The sequence below is a fragment of the Cohnella baijiui genome (assembly GCF_020731285.1).
GTDB lineage: Bacteria > Bacillota > Bacilli > Paenibacillales > Paenibacillaceae > Cohnella.
In genome coordinates this window covers 36,178-53,029 of record NZ_JAJFOW010000019.1, presented here as the reverse complement: position 1 = coordinate 53,029, position 16,852 = coordinate 36,178, and the positions used below count along the sequence as shown (strand labels likewise).

Genomic DNA, 16,852 nt, shown 5'->3' with positions numbered 1-16,852 from the left:
CAATAAAAAGCGAAATCGGATCGCATCGATGCCGCGCAATAGAAAACGAAAATCGGATCGAAATGGATACGGAAAAGCTTCCCGGCATCTAGCATCAAGCGCGGGAGGCTTTTCTCGTACTGGCGGCTCTGCGAAGAGGGTGTCCACGACTGTCTGATGGCGGTCGGGGGCACCCTCTGTTTGTCGTGCGTGGGCGTTCGCCGGTTGACGGTTGCCGGGAGAAAGAGTAAACTTAAACTAAATCTAAAAAAGAGGAGGGCACACGATGACGCGCAAAGGATTAACCGCGCCCCGCAGGATGGTCTACGACATCGTCATGGCCTCGGAGGATCACCCGACCGCCGCCGACATCATCGACCGGCTCAAGTCGAGCGGCAGCTCGGTCGCATACGCCACGGTCTACAATTCGCTGCGGTATTTGACCGACGAAGGCCTGATTCACGAGCTGAAGCTAGAGGGAAATGCGAGCCGCTACGACGGGCGCGTGGAGGATCACCAGCACATCGTGTGCGTTTCCTGCGGCAAAGTCGACGAGGTGATGACCGCGTCTCCGAAAGATTGGCTGGACCGGATCGCGGCCGAGACCGGTTACCGAATCACGGACGAGCAGCTGCTGTTCAAGGGGGTGTGCGCCGAATGCAGAGCATCGGGCAAATAAGCGAAATGATCGGCGCCTACTGCGACACGACGCGCCGCGTCGTCGTCGTCAGTCCGTATCCGGCGCGCCTGCAGCCGCTCATCGCGGAGATGACGATGCGCTGCTATGACGTGCTGGTGTTCCACCAGGCGCAGGAGTCCGTGCTGTCGGCGCTGCCGATCGACCTGCTCATCGCCGATCGGACGATCGCGCCGTTCGAGCCGGAGACGACGGCTCCCGGAGGCTTCGGCGCGCTGCAGGCGCCGGTACTGTACCTGGTCGGCGAGGAGGCGCCCGCCGATCTTCCTGCGGACAGCCACCGGGCCGCTTGGCCGGGCGAGCTGCCGGCGATCGTGACGACGATCGAGGAGCTGGCGGGCAAAAGCGTGCTTCCGTCGACCCCGGACGAGCTGCTGCTCAAGGATATCCGCGTCGACCTGAAGCGAATGACCGTCATCAAGGACGGCAAGCGCATCGACCTGACCAAGACGGAGTTCGACCTGCTGCGCGCGCTTCTGATGTCCCAGGGCGGCGTGCTCTCCCGGCAGGAGCTTATGGAGAAGCTCTGGGGGGACGACTACTTCGGCGGCAGCAACTCGATCGACGTCCACATCAAGAGCTTGCGCCGCAAGCTCGGCGACGATCCGAAAAACCCCCAATACATCGTCACCGTCCGCGGCGTCGGCTACCGGACGGCCGACTGACGCGCAGAAGAGCCCGCATCGATGGATGCGGGCTCTTTTCGGTTGGGGAGGGGAGGGCACGCGCGGCAGGGGAGTGTTCTTTGGGAAAACATACATCTCCTCGCGAAATCGAGTGCCTAGGCCCGAGTTAATCGGAAAAACCGCACATCTCCACGCGAAACTGAGTGCCTAGACCAGAGTTAATCGGAAAAACCGCACATCTCCTCGCGAAACCGAGTGCGTTGACCTGAGTTAATCGGAAAAACCGCACATCTCCCCGCGAAACCAAGTGCCTAGGCCCGAGTTAATCGGAAAAACCGCACATCTCCCCGTGATCCGCCTCTTCATGAAACCTTCATGTTCCCTTCATCATTCCTTCATGCAGCCCCGCGACTCGGGTGGTATGATGGTTTTGCGAGCAATATTTAAACTTAATCTAAATACAATGATAGACGAAAAGGAGTGATCGCGATGAGACATACGATCATCATCGGCACCGGCCCCGCCGGCCTGACTTCGGCCATCTACCTGGCGCGGGCGGGACTGAATCCGCTCGTGATCGAAGGACCGGAGCCGGGCGGCCAGCTCACGACGACGACGGAGGTCGAGAATTTTCCCGGCTTCCCGGACGGCATCATGGGCCCAGAGCTGATGGACAATATGCGCAAGCAAGCCCAGCGCTTCGGCGCCGAGTTCATGACCGGCTGGGTCACGAAGACGGACCTCTCGCAGCGGCCCTTTACCGTCACCGTCGACGGTTATGGCGAACTGAAGGCGGAGACGCTTATCGTCTCGACCGGCGCCTCGGCCAAGTATCTCGGCATTCCCGGCGAGCGCGAGAACGTCGGCCGCGGCGTCAGCACCTGCGCGACCTGCGACGGCTTTTTCTTCCGCGGCAAAAAGATCATCGTCATCGGCGGCGGGGATTCAGCGATGGAGGAAGCGAACTTCCTGACCCGCTTCGCGTCCGAGGTCGTGCTGGTGAACCGCCGTACCGAGCTGCGCGCCTCCAAGATCATGCAAGAGCGCGCCCGCGCCAACGCGAAGATCAGCTGGAGCCTGAACCGCACGCCGCTCGAAGTCGTCGCCGGCGATCTCGGCGTCCGGGGGCTGAAAGTCCGCAACAACGCCACCGGCGAAGAAGAGTTCATCGAAGCCGAAGGCATCTTCGTCGCCATCGGTCACACGCCGAACACGAAGTTCCTGAACGGTCAGCTCGAGACCGACGAGACGGGTTACCTGATCGTCCGTCCGGGCACGACGGAGACCAACGTCCCTGGCGTCTTCGCCTGCGGCGACGTCCAAGACAACAAGTATCGCCAGGCGATCAGCGCGGCCGGCACCGGCTGCATGGCGGCCCTCGACTGCGAGCGGTTCCTCGAAGCGAACGAGACCGTCCCGGTTTCCGTCTCCTAAGACAGACGGCCGAGTCGCGCCAAGTCGAAGCCCAAGTTTGCACCAACTAACTCACTCAACCCAACCCAATCACATTTCTAGGAGGAAATCGAATCTAATGACGAATCTCGCGACCCCATATCCGTTTGCCAAAGTCGGCCTGCCTGCTCCTGACTTCAATCTGCTCTCCACCAAAAATCTCGACTCCCTCGAAGAAAAGGTATCCCTGGCCGACTATCGCGGCAAATGGCTCGTCTTTTTCTTCTGGCCGTTCGACTTCACGTTCGTATGTCCGACGGAGATCCGCGGCTTCAGCGACAGCTATGTCGAGTTCAAAAACTTGAACTGCGAAATCGTCGGCGCTTCCGTCGACAGCGTCTATACGCACAAAGCGTGGATCGAAACGCCTGTCGACCAAAACGGCATCGGCGACATCCAGTTCCCGATCGCGTCCGACTTTACGAAGGAGACGGCCCACGCGTACGGCATTCTCGACGACGCGACCGGCGCCGCCCACCGCGGCCTGTTCATCATCGATCCGGAGGGCATTCTGCGCTACCAGGTTGTGACGGACATGAACGTCGGCCGCAGCGTCGACGAGACGCTCCGCATTCTCCAAGCGCTGCAATCCGGCGGCCTATGCCCGGTCAACTGGAAGCCGGGACAAAAAACGCTGGGCTGATCCGGCGCACCCTGAATGATCCGGCCCCCCCTGGCCTTCCCATTCGACACCCTTGCCTGAGGCAAGGGTGTTTTGCGCGTCATACAGAATGTATAAGTTTTCACGTCTATCCATTTCTGTATGACCGACGATAAAAACGTGTCGCCGTCTAGGAAGACGGCAAAGCCGTTTTTACTTGTTATCCGCCCGTTTCGCGTCATTTTGCATCCCCTTGGGGAAAATTGTATCATCGGCAACATGGAGCAGGATCCGCGGCGGCCCGGCTGCCGCGGCTTTGGAAGGAGAATGAATCATGAACGATACGATTGCCTCCCTGATGGCGCATCGGTCGGTGCGGGCGTTTCGGGACACCCCGGTTACCGAGGAGCAGCTGCAGACGATCGTAGCGGCGGGACAGATGGCTTCGACTTCGAGCAACGTGCAGGCGTACAGCGTCATCGCCGTCACGGAGCCTTCGCTGAAGCGGCAGCTGGCCGTCCTCTCGGGCGACCAGGCTTATGTCGAGCAGTGCCCGCTGTTTCTCGTCTGGTGCGCGGACTTTTACCGGACCTGCCGCGCCTCGGAGATGTATTTGGGCGAGGAAACGACGTACGAGGACTCGACCGAAAGCTTCATGGTCGCCACGATCGACGCGGCGCTGGCGGCCCAGAATGCGGCGGTGGCGGCCGAGTCGATGGGTCTCGGCATTTGCTACATCGGCGGCATCCGCAACCGGATCGCCGAAGTGGCGGAGCTGCTGCGCATCCCGGAACTGGCCTATCCGGTATTCGGCATGTGCGTCGGCGTTCCGGCGCGCCAGTCGGGGCAGCGTCCGCGGCTCCCGGTCGAGGCGGTGCTGCACCGCAACGGCTACGATCCGGAGACGAGCGTCGAAGCCGTCAAGGGGTATGACGTGAAGATGGTGCGTTATTTGCGGGAACGGACGGAGGGCCGCAAGTCGACGCCATGGTCGAAAATCATGGCGGAGTGGCTTGCGCGGCCGAATCGGCTGCATGTGCGCGCTTTTTTGGAGGCTAGAGGGCTATTGCGGCGCTAAATGCCGCTATTCGCGCCTATACTTTGCCTTACCGCTAAGATTATGATGGGAGGAGCGTATAGGACGGATCTTCCGGCATAAGGAGACTTGCATCTTGGAAAGACTTTCGCTATGGACCAAAGATTTCGTGGCGGTTTGCCTCAGCAGCTTTTTCCTCTTTCTGAACTTTTACTTGCTGGCGACGACGCTGCCGCTGTTTGTGACGGAGCGCCTCCACGGCAGCCAGCAGATGATCGGCCTCGTCATTACTGTCTACGTTATTGCCGCAGTGCTGCTGCGCCCGCTCGCGGGACAGTGGGTGGATCGTTACGGCAAAACCGTCGTCATCCTCTCGTTGGCCGTCTTCTTGGCGTGTACGATCCTCTACCTGGGCGTCGGCGCGATCGGGGCGCTGCTCGTCCTCCGCTTCGTACACGGGGCCGGCTACGGCGCCGCCTCCACCTCGACCGGGGCGATCGCTTCGGATCTCGTGCCGGCCAACCGCAAAGGCGAGGGCATCGGCTACTTCAGCATGTTCATGAGCCTCGCGATGGTCATCGGCCCGTTCGTCGGGCTAACGCTTACGAGCCATTTCGGCTACCGCACGCTCTTCATCGTCTGCATCGTGACGACGACGTTCAGCTTGCTCTTCGGCATGGCCGTCCGTCCGGCGGCGCGGGCCGCGCGGGAGACGCAGCCGAAGTTTTCCCTGCACTGGCGCAAGCTGATCGAAATCAAGGCGCTTCCGGTTTCGCTGGCGGGCTTCGTACTGGCTTTTTCGTACAGCTCGCTTACCTCGTTCATATCCGTCTATGCGCAGGAGATCGACCTTACCCGCGCCGCAAGCTACTTTTTCGTCTGCTTCGCGGTCATGATCATGCTGCCTCGCCCGCTCATCGGGCGCATCTTCGACAAACACGGGGAAAACGTGCTGGCGTATCCGGGCGTTCTCCTGTTCGTCATCGGGATGATTATGCTGAGCCAAGCCCATACAGAAGCGGTCTTTTTGCTGTCGGGCGCGATCATCGGTCTCGGGCACGGCGCGCTGATTCCCTGCTTCCAGACGTTGGCCGTCCGTTCCGCGCCGGAGCGCAGCGGACTGGCGACCGCCACGTTTTTCCTGATGTTCGACCTCGGCTACGGCATCGGGTCCTACGTGCTGGGTGTCGTCGCCGAACGCACCCACTACCACACGATGTACTTGATCGCCGCGCTGGTCGTCATCCTGTCGGCCGCGATTTATTATGCGCTGCATCATCGGGTACGCCATCGGAGTTTGATCGAAAGGGGCGTGAGCGCACCATGAACAGAAACAAGAGCAAGAGAATCGCCAGTCTCTTGATCGCGGCGGTTCTCGTTCTCCTGACGGCGGCTTGCGCTTCCGGCGGGGCAAAGCGGAACGACGCGGCATCTCCCAAACCTACCGCGGCAGAAAGGACGTACCGCTTTGATCTAAAGTCGACGCGCGCGGAGCCGATGCCGGACGGCGCGGGCGGGGCGGGTCCGAACAACGCGCTCGGCGTATCGCCGACCGATCTCGAAGCCGTCGCGACGCTGACGTTCGATCTGGCGCGCAAAGGAGACTTTCTGCTCGCGGAAGGCGAAGGGGTGCTTTGGACCGGCACGCGGAGCTTGCCGTTCAAGCTCGATCAGACGTCCGTCGTGAGGGAAGATACGCTGGACGGAGAGACCGCGTTCGTTCACGGAACGCTCCAGGCGACCACGACCGGCAAGCAGCTGACGTCGTTCGCGCTCGACTTTCGGCTCCTGCCGGACGCCTATCAGCTGGAACTGAGACTGCCGGCGGGCAAACAATTCGTCGTCTTCGGCGATAGCCCCGCGATGGCGGAACGGGCGGAGGAGATCGGCAAGCTGGTCTTTCGGTAAGCAGCAATCCGTGCATCGATCGCGTAATGAAAAACGTTCAAAGGCAAAAAGGCGACGCCCGGCGTCGCTTTTTTTGCCTAGCGGTCCCTTTGCCGGACCGTCCAAGACCCGTCCTCAAACGGGTTATTCCAGATTCGCGTGGCGGCCGAACATGGCGGCCGCGGCGATATCGCTCTCCTCCATCAAGCGGAGGACGAGCGCGTCCAGCAGGAGCAGCAAGCTCTGCTCGAAGAGGGAGCCCATCGGCTGAACGGACGGTCGGCTCGGGCCCGACGCCTCTTTGACGGAAGCGGGGATGGCGACGACGCACGCGGCGAGGCGGCCGATCGTAGAGTCGGGCTGCACGGTCGCCAGCGCAACGGTACCGCCAGCCGCGCTCGCCCGCTCCGCCATCGCGGCGAGGCTCCGCGTCTCGCCGGAGCCGGAGCCCACGATCAACAGGTCGCGGGCTCCGAAACCCGGCGTCGTCGTCTCCCCGACGACGTGGGTCCGGAACCCCAGATGCATGAGCCGCATGGCGAAAGCCCGCATCATCAGACCGGACCTTCCGGCCCCTGCGACGAAGATCCGCTCCGCCCGCCGGATCCGGCCGGCGAGCGCCGCGGCGTCGTCCTCCGAGATCGACTCGGCGACGCTCGCGAGCTCCCGAAGCACGAGGGAATGGTAGGCGGCGATGGTCGTCATGCCGCCCTCAGCCCGCTTTTACGAGCTTTTGCATCTCGGAGGCGACGGACGGCCGGTCCGGGCTTCCGGTGATGCCCCCGCCCACGATGATGAGATCCGGCGCGGCCGCGATCGCTTGCGCCAGCGTGTCGAGCTTGATGCCGCCGGCGATGGCGGTTTTGGCGCGCTTCACGACGCGTTTGATCACCGCGAGATCGGCGAACGCGTTCAAGCCGTTCGCTTGATGATCGTAACCGGAGTGTACGCAAATGTAATCCGCGCCTAGGGCGTCGATCTCTTGGGCGCGCGTTTCCAGGTCTTTGACGTTGATCATGTCGACCATGATCTGGCGGCCCTGCTTGCGGGCTTCCGCCACGGCGCCGCGAATCGTCGCGTCGTCCGATACGCCGAGCACCGTAATGAGGTCCGCGCCGGCCTCGGACGCTTTCATGACCTCGTAGCCGCCCGCGTCCATGATTTTCAAATCGGCGAGCACCTTCAGGTGCGGGAATTCCGCCTTGATCTCCCGGACGGCGCGCAGCCCTTCGTTAATGACGACCGGCGTGCCGATCTCCACGATGTCGACGTACTCGCCAACCTCGCGCACCACTTCCTTCGCGCCGGGAATATCGACCAGATCCAGCGCCAATTGCAGTTCGATCATCTTTTTTCCTCCGTTCGTATCGTTGAGATTGGCGTGCACAAGCGTTATTCTAGTTCTACCGAATCGATCGCGAAAGTACGCACTTGCAAGTGGCATAGTTACCTGCAGGATACGATTGACGACAAAACGACGACGGCAGAGGGGGCGGGAACATGGCCGCGGAATTGAAAGAGAGAATCAACCTGAAAGAGATCAATTGCGAGAAAGAACTGACGCTGGCCGTCATCGGAGGCAAGTGGAAGCTCATCATCTTGTGGCATTTGGGACTGGAGGGGACGAAGCGGTTCGGCGAGCTGAGGAAGATGATCCCGTCCATCACCCAGAAGATGCTGACGAACCAGCTTCGGGAGCTGGAAGAGGACCGGCTCGTCAGCCGGCAGGTGTACGCGGAGGTGCCGCCGCGCGTCGAATATTCGCTCACCGAATACGGCAGGAGCCTGATGCCGATTTTGCAGCTGATGTACCGCTGGGGCAAAGACTACGGCGAAGAATTCGTGTGGAAATAATGGCATGCCGGAGATACGTATTCCCTAAAAAAGGCAGCCTTCGCTCCTCCCGAGCGAAAGGCTGCCTTTTGTCCGTACGTCAAAAGGAGACTGCGGATGGGGCGCTTCAGGCGCCGGCGGACGGCGGGGATAGCTCCTCGAACGTCCGGCGGATCGCCTCGAAGGCGAAATCGAGCTCCGCCTCCTCGATGACGAGCGGCGGGGCGAGGCGGATGACGTTGCCGTGCGTCTCCTTGCAGAGCACGCCGTGCGCCAGCAGACGCTCGCAGTAGGGGCGGGCGGGGACGGCGAGCTCGATTCCGATCAGCAGGCCGCGGCCCCGGATCTCGGCGATGACGGGATCGCGCAGGGTACGAAGCCGGCGCAATAGGTACGCGCCACGCACCTCCGCGCGCTCGGTCAGGCGCTCGTCCCGAACGACCTGCAGCGCGGCGATCGCCACCGCGCAGGCGAGCGGGTTGCCGCCGAACGTCGAGCCGTGCGAGCCGGGCTCGAAGACGCCCAGGACGTCCCAGCCGGCGGCGACGGCCGAGACGGGCAGGATGCCGCCGCCTAGCGCCTTGCCGAGCACATACATATCCGGCTTGACGTCCTCCCAGTCGCAGGCGAATGGGCGTCCCGTGCGCCCGAAGCCGGTCTGGATTTCGTCGGCGACGAAGAGGACCCGGTTCGCCTTGCAGAGCGCGGCGGCGCCTTTCAAATAGCCGTCCGGCGGGATGCGGACGCCCGCTTCTCCCTGGATCGGCTCGACGAGGAAGGCGGCGGTATGCGGCCCGATCGCCCGGGCGAGCGCGTCGAGGTCGCCGTACGGCACAAGGCGAAAGCCCGGCGTGAACGGCCCGAAGCCCCGCTTGTACACCGGTGCGGAGGACATCGAGGTCGCCGCGATCGTGCGTCCGTGAAAGTTGTCCTCGCAGACGATCACCTCCGCCAGGCCGTCGGGCACCCCTTTGACTTCGTACGCCCAGCGGCGGGCGGCTTTCAGCGCCGTCTCCACCGCCTCCGCGCCGGTATTCATCGGCAGGATGGCCGGCTGGTTGGTATAGGCGGCCAGCGCTTCGTAAAAGTCGCCCAGCCGGTCGTGATGAAACGCCCTCGATGTCAGCGTCACCCGGTCGGCCTGCGCCCGCAGGGCGGCGACGATCGCCGGGTGGCGATGCCCATGATTCAACGCCGAGTAAGCGCTCAGCATGTCGAGATAGCGCCGTCCCTCGGGATCGTAGACCCATACGCCCTCGGCCCGGGCGACGACGACGGGCAGCGGGAGATAATTGCGCGCGCCGTGCCGCTCGGCTTGGGAGATGCGTTCGGCAGAAGTGGGCTCGGCCATGGTCGTCTCCTCCTTCCGTATGGCTATAAGATGCGTTCGCCCAGCAGCGAGCCGATCAGCTCGACGGCCAGCTCGGCCGTGCGTCCGAGCGGATCGGCGTCCGGATTGACCTCGACGAACTCGGCGGATGTGGCGACGCCGGCCTCGGCGATCATCTCCATCGCGAGAAACGCTTCCCGGTCGCTCAAGCCGCCGCCGACCGGCGTGCCCGTGCCCGGCGCCTCGCGAGGATCGAGGCTGTCGATGTCGAAGCTGACGTGGACGCCGTCCGCGTCCGCGGAGATGATCCGCAGCGCCTCCTCCATGACGTTCGCGATGCCGCGCCGGTCGATGTCGTGCATCGTGTAGCAGTTGACGCCAAGCGCGCGGATCAGCCGCTTTTCCTCGGGATCGAGCGACCGCGCGCCGACGATCGCGACGCGTTCGGGGCGAATCTTGCCGGTCTGTCCGCCGATCGAAGTCAGCGACTTCGAGCCGAGACCGAGGCCGGCGGCGAGGGACATGCCGTGGATGTTGCCCGAAGGCGTCGTCAGATCGGTATTCAGATCGGAGTGTGCGTCGATCCACAGGACGCCGAGGCGGCGGTACCGCTCCGCAAGGCCGGCGATCGTCCCGATGGCGATGCTGTGATCCCCGCCGAGCACGAGCGGCCACCCGCCGTCCGCGACCGAAGCCGCGACGCGGGCGGCGAGCGCTTCGTTCCACGCGATCGCGGCGGCGAGATGCCGCATCGCCGGGCGACCGCCCGCCGACGGGGCAGGCGCTTCCTCGCTCCCTTCGGCCGTCCGGGGGGTGCCCGCGGCCGGTGTACACGCGGCCTGGAGCCGATAGGGCAGATGCAGCTGTGCAAGCTTCGCCTCCAGACCGGCATCGAGCAGCGCGCGGGGTCCGTCGGCGGCGCCCCGGCGGCTCGCGCCGAGGTCGAAGGGGGCGGGGATGAGGTCGATCATAGGGGGCACTTTCATCTGAGAAGCTCCTCTCCCAGTTCGATTGCTAGCTGTCAGACGATTCGTTCGGGGCTCAGTTCTTGGTTCGGTTCCGCAGCACGAACAGCACGTTCGCAGGGCGTTCGGCGAGCCGCCTGACGAAGTACGGATACCACATTTTCCCGTAGGGTACATAGCAGCGCACCCGGAAGCCCTCCGCGGCCAGCCGTTCCTGCAGGGCGCCGCGGATGCCGTAGAGCATCTGGAATTCGTACTTGGCGCGGTCGATGCCTTCTCGCTGGACGAACGCCTGAACATCGCGGATGACGGATTCGTCGTGCGTGGCGATCGCCGTATAGACGCCGCTGCGGAGCCGGGCTTCGATGAGGCGTCGGAAATTCGCATCGACGTCCGCCTTGCGGGGATAGGCGCGCGATTTCGGCTCCTTGTACGCTCCCTTGACGAGCCGTAGGTTCATCGGATCGTCCGTCAGGCGGCGGATATCGTCGTCGGAGCGGTAGAGATACGCCTGGATGACCGTACCGACGTTGGTCCAGCCTTCCCCCTGCAGCCGCCGCGCGATCCCGATCGTCGCGTCGGTGTGCGGCGAATCCTCCATATCGAGCCGGACGAAATTGCCGTGCCGGGCGGCGGCGGCCACGATGCGGCGAATGTTGTCGTAGCACGCCTCGGGGTCGAGCGCAATTCCCATCTGCGTCGGCTTCAGCGAAACGTTTGACCGGACCCCGGCCGCGCGAATGCCATCCAGCAGCCGCACATATTCTTGTTTAAAAGCCTCCGCTTCGCCCATGCGGCGGATGCCCTCGCCGAGGTGGTCCAGCGTCGCTTCGATGCCTTTGGCGTTCAAGGCGCGAACCTGATCGAGCGCTTCGTCCAGCGTCTCGCCGGCGACGAATTGCCGTGCGCCGAGCCGCAAGCCGTATCGGCTCGCGAACGCCTTGGCCGCACGGTTGCCGGCCACGGCCAGCAGCGCCGCGCGGAACAGCCGGGTTCCGATCGCCATCGCGTGCATCTCCTTCGGCCTGTCGGCCACCGATTGAAGCGTGGGGCGCATTTACCGTTCCGTACAGGATATTCACCAAGACCTTGGAGGGAGACCTATGCCAATGACGTTCCGCAACGAACCGTTCACCTCGTTTGCGGGGGAGACGGAGCAAGAGGCGTTCCGCGCGGCGCTGCGCCAGGCGAGAGCGGCGTTCGGCGCGACGTATGCGCCGGTCGTGGGGGGCGAGAGGATCGAGACGGGACGTTTTGCGGCGTCCGTCAACCCGGCGGACCGCGGACAGATCGTCGGGCAGGTGCATCAAGCGGATTTGGCGCTCGCGGAGCGGGCCATCCGGACCGCGGCCGAAGCGTTCGGCGCTTGGCGCGATTACTCGCCGGCGGCGCGCGCCCGCAGCCTGTACAAGGCGGCCGCCATCCTGCGTCGGCGCAAGCACGAATTTTCCGCCTGGATGGTGCTCGAGGCGGGCAAAACGTGGGCGGAGGCCGATGCCGACACGGCCGAAGCGATCGACTTTATGGAGTTCTACGGCCGCGAGGCCGAACGGCTGGCCGAGCGACAGCCGCTTGCCCGCATTCCGGGCGAGGACAACGAGCTGACGTACATTCCGCTCGGCGTAGGCGTCGTCATCCCGCCCTGGAACTTTCCCCTGGCGATTCTGGCGGGCATGACGACCGCGGCGATCGTTTGCGGCAATACGGTCGTGGTCAAGCCGGCGACGCCGACGCAGGTGGTCGCGGCCCGCTTTTGCGCGCTGCTCGAGGAGGCCGGCGTGCCTGCCGGTGTCGTAAACTATTTGCCGGGGCCGGGCAGCCAGATCGGGGATTATCTCGTGGATCACCCGCTGACCCGGTTCGTCAGCTTTACCGGCTCTCGGGAGGTGGGGCTGCGGATCAACGAACGCGCCGCCGTTCATCGACCGGGGCAGAAGTGGATCAAGCGCGTCGTGGCGGAAATGGGGGGCAAGGACGCCATCGTTGTGGACGCGGACAGCGACCTGGACGCGGCCGCGGCGGCGATCGCGGCGAGCGCGTTCGGCTTTGCCGGGCAAAAGTGCTCGGCATGCTCCCGCGCGATCGTGCTCGCGGACGTCTACGAGGAGGTGTTGGGCAAGGTGGCCGCGATCACGGCCGGGCTTACGCTCGGCGATCCGGCCGACGTCCATACGGACGTCGGGCCGGTCATCGACGACAAAGCGTTCGCCAAGATCGCGGAGTATATCGAGATCGGCAAGGGGGAAGGACGTCTCGTCGCGGGCGGGAGCGCGGGCGATCCTCGCGGCTTCTATTTGCTGCCGACGATCTTCGCTGACGTGGGGAGGGACGCCCGGCTGGCGCGGGAGGAAATTTTCGGGCCGGTGCTCGCGTTCCTTAGGGCGTCCACGTTCGACGAAGCATTGGACATCGCGAACGACACGGACTACGGCTTGACGGGGGCGGTATTCAGCCGCAGCCGCGCCCGTCTGGAGCAAGCGCGGGAGCAGTTTCACGCAGGCAATCTCTATTTGAACCGCAAGTGCACCGGCGCGTTGGTCGGGGTTCATCCCTTCGGCGGATTCAATCTGTCGGGGACCGATTCCAAGGCCGGCGGGCGCGACTATCTGCTTCTTTTCTCGCAGGCGAAGGTCGTCTCCGAGCGTCTTTGACTAAACAAAACCGCCCCGAAGGCCAAGAGACCTTCGGGGCGGCTTGCGTATGTCGGGGGGCGATCGGACGCACTTTACAAGACGGACGGGCCCAGGTCGGAGCGATGCGCCTCGAGCACCTGCTCGACCTTGTCGATATGGGCGGCCATCCGCTCCGAGGCGAGCCTCGGCTCCCGGCCGGCGATCGCTTCGTAGATCGCCTTGTGCTCCGCCAACAGGCGCTCGGCGTTCGCGCGCTCGGCGTAAAACCAGAGCGCGCGGGTATCCTTCATGCTCTCGTGCAGCTCGCGCGAGAGGGAGTCCATCCAATCCCGCAGCACGGGATTGTGCGCCGCGGCCGCGATCTGCTGATGGAACCGCACGTCCGCCTGCTCGCTCTCCGCTTCGTCTCCGAGCGCGCGCTCCATCTCGCCGAGCGTGCCGGAGAGCGCGGTCAGGTCGTCCGCCGTGCGGTGCTTGGCCGCGAGCAGCGCGCAACCGGTTTCCAAGACGCGGCGGACGTCGAGAATGTGCCGGATCGTGCCGGCCCGCCCCACCCACGAATCGGGCTGCAGCTGGCCGGGATGGGCAGGGCCGCCTTCCGTCTCCGCGCGCACGAACGTACCGCCCCCTTGCCGGATCGTCAACAACCCCATCGCCTTGAGCGCGCTCAGCGCCTCGCGGACGGTGGACCGCCCGACCTGGTATTGTGCGGACAGCTCAACCACCGAGGGCAGGCGGGCGCCCGGCATCAGGTCGCCGTTTTCGATCTTCTCCCGTATGTCGTTTCTCACCCACTCGGAGCTTTTGAGCGGGCGGTTGCCAGCCGAAGTCATGCCGCATGTTCCTTTCCTTGCGCGGCGCCGGCGCGCGGCCGACGTCTATTTGGTTCTAGTGTATACGGATTGTCTCCGAAAGTCATCATAGGACCGGATGACTTTCGCTGTCCGGACGGGCGGAAATCGATGGAGATGTTGTCTCACGTCCATACCTCGCATGGCGTAGAGATTTCTGACAGGGATTGTCCTTGACGCTGCAGGGGGCGAACGGTATAATTTGGGATAATAAAATCCGAGTGATCGTGTCGGAAATGAATACGAAAAGGAATGGGATCCTATGGCCAAAATCGTCATTCTCTTAGGCAGCCCGACGCCGAAGTCGAGACTGCACGCCGTGCTGGATCGCGTGAGCGGCCGGATCGCCGAATCCGGCCACGAGCTGTCGGTTGTCAACGTGCGCGACCTGCCCGCCGAAGACCTGCTTCATGCCCGTTTCGACAGCGAAGCCATCGTCGCCGCCGGCAAGCAGGTAGCCGAAGCCGACGCGGTCATCGTCGCCTCGCCGGTGTACAAAGCGTCCTTTCCCGGCATTCTGAAGGCGTTCCTTGATCTTCTCCCGCAAAAGGGGCTGGAAGACAAGATCGTCCTCCCGATCGTCGTCGGCGGCACGATCGCCCATTTGCTTTCCATCGATTTTGCGATGAAGCCGATTCTGTCCGTCATGGGCGCCCGCAACATCCTGACGGGCGTATTCGTGCTCGATACGCAGGTCGTTTGGAAGGACAACGGCCAAGCCGACATCGCCGAAGAAGCCGCCGCGCGTCTCGACGCCGCAGTCCACCTGCTCGTCCAGGAAGCCGACTGGCAAACTTCCAAAAAGAGCGCAGGACAATAGACGCATGCCGCCGTCCGTCGGCGGCGGGCGCAAGGCCAACCGGCTACCCGGTTGGCTTTTTGCCGTGACCCATTGCGGGGAAGGACCGAACAGCGCTGTCGAAGCGGGACGGATCGGGGGCGCTTGTGGCTGCTGCTAACGCAATCAGATTCTCCGGTCCGGGAAAATGATGCTAGAGAATCAAGATTATAGTGATTTCTCTCGGAAATCTGCTAAAATAGGTAATAGGATTGGTCTTTCCTGCATCTTTTGGAACAGCCCTCCAGCTTTCAACAGAGATTGCCCCGACCATTTTCTCGAACGCGCAGGAAATGAAGTAGATTGCGAAGTCTATGAATTTACCGGTAGCCGAGAACGCAGAAGTCGACAACGCCACTAAGGGGTTATGACGCAATGAAGGACTTTCTCGAGTTCATGCTTTTTTCCTGCATCGAGACCATCGCCCTAACTTCGATCACCTTAACCCTGTTTCGATTCAAATTCATGGATTACTTTTGGCAAGCTCTTCTCATCAACGTCGTCATGAACATCCAGAGCTATTTTCTTCGCGAACAATTTACGTTATCCGAGCTCGTTCCCGTCATCAACGTCATCCTTCTCAGCATTTTTATTTTTGCAGTCGCGAGAGTTCCCATCATTTGGACGTTTATCATGAGCCTGTTCGGCTATGTATTCACTGTCGTCATCCAGAGTGTCATCGTCTTTATATCCGGCAGCGTAGCTTACGTAACCGCAACAGACCTGCATCCCATCAAGGGACATGTCATTCAAGCGGCGACAGGTCTCATCGTGTTGGCGCTATCCTATATTCTCTACAAATTCGGCATCGGCTTTGCCTTCCAGTTCGAGAAACTCCGCTTCAAATGGGAGCAAGCGCTGATTCTCTCGCTTATCATCCTTACGATGGTGGCGCTTGGCATTCTGCTTTATTATCGCGTGGTCATCGTCGATTTCAGCTTCCTGTTTCTCGCCTTGCTTTGCCTCGCTTATTTCGCATTTCGAAAGGAGACGAACAATCGATGATCCATGCCCTCGCCCATCGGTTCGCCGTCGGCATCAAGAAGGCCGCTCCGCACCATCCGTCCAGCGTGGAGGTCATCCGGTACTCGCTCGAGGCGATCCTGAACGCTTTTTTTATCTTCGTTCTGACGCTCGGCATCGCCCTTTTCACTGGCAAAGTTGGACAGGTTGCCTTAGTCCTGCTCGGCTTTGGGGTTCTTCGTCAGCTGTCCGGCGGCATCCATCTGAAGTCGGGCATGGTGTGCGTCATCGTCACGCCGGCTGTGTTTACTCTGTTCTCGTTTTCGGATTTTAACCGCCCGACCCTCGTGGCGATGACCGTGATCGGGATGGCGCTGGCCGCCGTATTCGCGCCCTCCCGCATCGAGCGGCAGACGCGAATTCCGCCGCGGTTTTTTCCACTGCTGAAGCTCGGCTCGGTGCTGCTCGTAGGAGCGAATCTGCTAATTGGCTCCTCGGCGCTCGCATCGGCCTTTCTGCTTCAATGCCTGACATTGATCCGCGGAAGGAGGTGAAGCTGATGTTGAAAAAAGTGAAAGGTTCCGTGGCGTTCCGTCTCGCCGTGATGCTGACCGCGCTCAGTACGGTAATGACCGTCACGATGGCCTGCCTCTGGTACTTCAACCAACCGGAAGTTCCGGAAGAGCTGCTCAGCAAGTAAGAGGTTTGGAGGATAATCCTTATGCAGCTTTCTGTCTCCAGGGATCCTGAGGGGAAAGCGGGTCTGATCGCATTACAAGTGAAGGATGTCTTATTCTTCGAAACCCACCGGAACAAAGACATGATCGTGCTTCATACGCAGGACGAGCAGTACTTCATCCCGGGCACGCTCAAGTACTGGACCGAGGCGCTGCGGGCATCCGGGGAAGACTTCGAAATCATCGACCGGAACAACGCGGTTCATCTGACCAAGGTCAAACACGTCGATCAGCGGTTTCGGATCGCGTATTTCTCCGAAGGGAAAGACGCCAAAAAATGCACCATCTCGATCAACAACGTCACCAAAGTGTTGAAGTTTTTAGAGACGCATAAGGGACTGGCTTGAGGCTGCCGCGAGGCAGTCTATTTTTCTGGGCAAAAGGGATCCGAAGGGGCTTGCCGAAACTGTAAAAATACGTCCGA

20 protein-coding genes are annotated in these 16,852 nt (G+C 62.3%); 14 read left to right on the top strand and 6 right to left on the bottom strand.

Going from position 1 to position 16,852, the window contains the following annotated elements:
* The first annotated feature begins 265 nt into the window (after positions 1-265).
* From LKX83_RS17765 to LKX83_RS17735, 7 genes are all read left to right on the top strand, one after another.
* Positions 266-658: a Fur family transcriptional regulator gene (locus LKX83_RS17765; protein WP_227883633.1), complete on the top strand. Its 393-nt coding sequence runs from the start codon at positions 266-268 to the stop codon at positions 656-658.
* Positions 637-1,341, top strand: a complete 705-nt coding sequence (locus tag LKX83_RS17760; RefSeq protein ID WP_227883632.1) for a winged helix-turn-helix domain-containing protein — start codon at positions 637-639, stop codon at positions 1,339-1,341. The genes LKX83_RS17765 and LKX83_RS17760 overlap by 22 nt, the downstream gene beginning before the upstream one ends.
* A 450-nt stretch (positions 1,342-1,791) precedes the next feature.
* Positions 1,792-2,736, top strand: a complete 945-nt coding sequence (trxB, locus tag LKX83_RS17755; RefSeq protein WP_227883631.1) for a thioredoxin-disulfide reductase — start codon at positions 1,792-1,794, stop codon at positions 2,734-2,736.
* Positions 2,737-2,833: 97 nt separating this feature from the next.
* Entirely contained in the window at positions 2,834-3,397 is a 564-nt protein-coding gene (locus tag LKX83_RS17750) for a peroxiredoxin (RefSeq protein ID WP_227883630.1), read from the top strand.
* A 292-nt stretch (positions 3,398-3,689) separates the two neighbouring features.
* The gene (nfsA, locus tag LKX83_RS17745; RefSeq protein ID WP_227883629.1) at positions 3,690-4,433 is read left to right on the top strand and encodes an oxygen-insensitive NADPH nitroreductase; all 744 of its coding nucleotides are present in this window, start codon (positions 3,690-3,692) and stop codon (positions 4,431-4,433) included.
* A gap of 94 nt (positions 4,434-4,527) precedes the next feature.
* Positions 4,528-5,718 (top strand): MFS transporter, encoded by a 1,191-nt coding sequence (locus tag LKX83_RS17740; protein ID WP_227883628.1) that lies wholly within the window; start codon positions 4,528-4,530, stop codon positions 5,716-5,718.
* A complete protein-coding gene (locus LKX83_RS17735; protein ID WP_227883627.1) occupies positions 5,715-6,299 on the top strand; it encodes a hypothetical protein in 585 nt (194 codons plus the stop codon). Before LKX83_RS17740 ends, LKX83_RS17735 begins: the two co-directional genes overlap by 4 nt.
* 123 nt (positions 6,300-6,422) lie before the next feature.
* On the opposite strand, the gene hxlB is transcribed toward LKX83_RS17735, so the two are convergent.
* Together hxlB and hxlA are read right to left on the bottom strand one after the other, a co-directional pair.
* Entirely contained in the window at positions 6,423-6,983 is a 561-nt protein-coding gene (gene hxlB / locus LKX83_RS17730) for a 6-phospho-3-hexuloisomerase (RefSeq protein WP_227883626.1), read from the bottom strand.
* A gap of 7 nt (positions 6,984-6,990) precedes the next feature.
* Entirely contained in the window at positions 6,991-7,623 is a 633-nt protein-coding gene (gene hxlA, locus LKX83_RS17725) for a 3-hexulose-6-phosphate synthase (RefSeq protein WP_227883684.1), read from the bottom strand.
* 155 nt (positions 7,624-7,778) lie between these two features.
* Between hxlA and LKX83_RS17720 the strand changes: the two genes are divergently transcribed.
* Positions 7,779-8,132 carry a winged helix-turn-helix transcriptional regulator gene (locus LKX83_RS17720; protein ID WP_227883625.1) on the top strand — a complete coding sequence of 118 codons (354 nt, stop codon included), beginning with the start codon at positions 7,779-7,781 and terminating at the stop codon, positions 8,130-8,132.
* A 106-nt stretch (positions 8,133-8,238) separates the two neighbouring features.
* Here LKX83_RS17720 and rocD read toward each other — a convergent pair whose 3' ends face one another.
* Genes rocD through LKX83_RS17705 form a run of 3 tightly spaced genes read right to left on the bottom strand, consistent with a single transcriptional unit; the run spans position 8,239 to position 11,412 of the window.
* A complete protein-coding gene (gene rocD / locus LKX83_RS17715) occupies positions 8,239-9,462 on the bottom strand; it encodes an ornithine--oxo-acid transaminase (RefSeq protein WP_227883624.1) in 1,224 nt (407 codons plus the stop codon).
* A 23-nt stretch (positions 9,463-9,485) separates the two neighbouring features.
* Positions 9,486-10,427, bottom strand: a complete 942-nt coding sequence (gene rocF / locus LKX83_RS17710) for an arginase (RefSeq protein ID WP_227883623.1) — start codon at positions 10,425-10,427, stop codon at positions 9,486-9,488.
* Positions 10,428-10,482: 55 nt separating this feature from the next.
* Positions 10,483-11,412 (bottom strand): proline dehydrogenase family protein, encoded by a 930-nt coding sequence (locus tag LKX83_RS17705; RefSeq protein ID WP_227883622.1) that lies wholly within the window; start codon positions 11,410-11,412, stop codon positions 10,483-10,485.
* Between the two features lie 97 nt (positions 11,413-11,509).
* Here LKX83_RS17705 and pruA point away from each other — a divergent pair, with 97 nt between their 5' ends.
* Positions 11,510-13,057, top strand: coding sequence for an L-glutamate gamma-semialdehyde dehydrogenase (gene pruA, locus LKX83_RS17700; protein ID WP_227883621.1), 1,548 nt, complete (start codon positions 11,510-11,512; stop codon positions 13,055-13,057).
* A gap of 74 nt (positions 13,058-13,131) precedes the next feature.
* On the opposite strand, the gene LKX83_RS17695 is transcribed toward pruA, so the two are convergent.
* Positions 13,132-13,872, bottom strand: coding sequence for a FadR/GntR family transcriptional regulator (locus LKX83_RS17695; protein WP_227883620.1), 741 nt, complete (start codon positions 13,870-13,872; stop codon positions 13,132-13,134).
* A gap of 280 nt (positions 13,873-14,152) precedes the next feature.
* On the opposite strand from LKX83_RS17695, the gene ssuE reads away from it, so the two are divergent.
* The 5 genes from ssuE to LKX83_RS17670 all read left to right on the top strand — a co-directional run bounded on the left by ssuE (position 14,153) and on the right by LKX83_RS17670 (position 16,775).
* Positions 14,153-14,710, top strand: a complete 558-nt coding sequence (ssuE, locus tag LKX83_RS17690; protein WP_227883619.1) for an NADPH-dependent FMN reductase — start codon at positions 14,153-14,155, stop codon at positions 14,708-14,710.
* Between the two features lie 393 nt (positions 14,711-15,103).
* Positions 15,104-15,733, top strand: coding sequence for a hypothetical protein (locus tag LKX83_RS17685; RefSeq protein ID WP_227883618.1), 630 nt, complete (start codon positions 15,104-15,106; stop codon positions 15,731-15,733).
* A complete protein-coding gene (locus LKX83_RS17680; protein ID WP_227883617.1) occupies positions 15,730-16,245 on the top strand; it encodes an accessory gene regulator ArgB-like protein in 516 nt (171 codons plus the stop codon). The genes LKX83_RS17685 and LKX83_RS17680 overlap by 4 nt, the downstream gene beginning before the upstream one ends.
* Before the next feature lie 5 nt (positions 16,246-16,250).
* Positions 16,251-16,391 (top strand): cyclic lactone autoinducer peptide, encoded by a 141-nt coding sequence (locus LKX83_RS17675; protein ID WP_227883616.1) that lies wholly within the window; start codon positions 16,251-16,253, stop codon positions 16,389-16,391.
* A 21-nt stretch (positions 16,392-16,412) separates the two neighbouring features.
* A complete protein-coding gene (locus tag LKX83_RS17670) occupies positions 16,413-16,775 on the top strand; it encodes a LytTR family transcriptional regulator DNA-binding domain-containing protein (protein ID WP_227883615.1) in 363 nt (120 codons plus the stop codon).
* Positions 16,776-16,852 lie beyond the last annotated feature (77 nt).